The sequence below is a fragment of the Sporosarcina luteola genome (assembly GCF_023715245.1).
GTDB classification, from domain to species: domain Bacteria; phylum Bacillota; class Bacilli; order Bacillales_A; family Planococcaceae; genus Sporosarcina; species Sporosarcina luteola_C.
The window spans coordinates 1-437 of sequence record NZ_JAMBNV010000026.1 but is presented as its reverse complement, the minus strand read 5'-3'; the positions used below and the strand labels follow the sequence as shown (position 1 = coordinate 437).

General features: G+C 57.2%; 1 protein-coding gene. It reads left to right on the top strand.

The window, feature by feature from the left end; all coding sequences use genetic code 11:
* The coding region (locus M3152_RS17840) for a hypothetical protein (RefSeq protein ID WP_251697192.1) at positions 1–437 on the top strand (437 nt) is incomplete at both ends.

Sequence of the window (437 nt, the reverse complement as noted above, 5' to 3'; positions counted from 1 at the left end):
CCCAGAGCGACCTGTACGGCAAAGCAAACGCCCTTACCTTCTGGCTATGCGACCGCATGACGCGCAAGCTGGGCGGGCAATTGACCATTAAAGCCCGGGAGTCGCTGGGGACGCGCTATACCCTGCATCTGAAAATGCCGGCCAGCGAAGAGGCGCCAGAGGCGGGAGAGCATGTGCTGGATGACGTTATCGTCCTGCTGGATGTGACTTCCAGCGAAGTGCGGCGGATTGTCACTCGCCAGCTGGAGAGCTGGGGAGCGTCCTGCATCACACCGGACGATCGGGCGACCAGTCAAGCCTTTGATCTTTATTTAACGGATAATCCGTCTAATCTTACTGCTTCAGGCTTGCTTTTAAGCGATGATGAGGTCGGGATACGCAAGATCGGCCCGGGCCAACTGCGGGTCAACTTTAATATTAGCACGGCGATGCAGGAG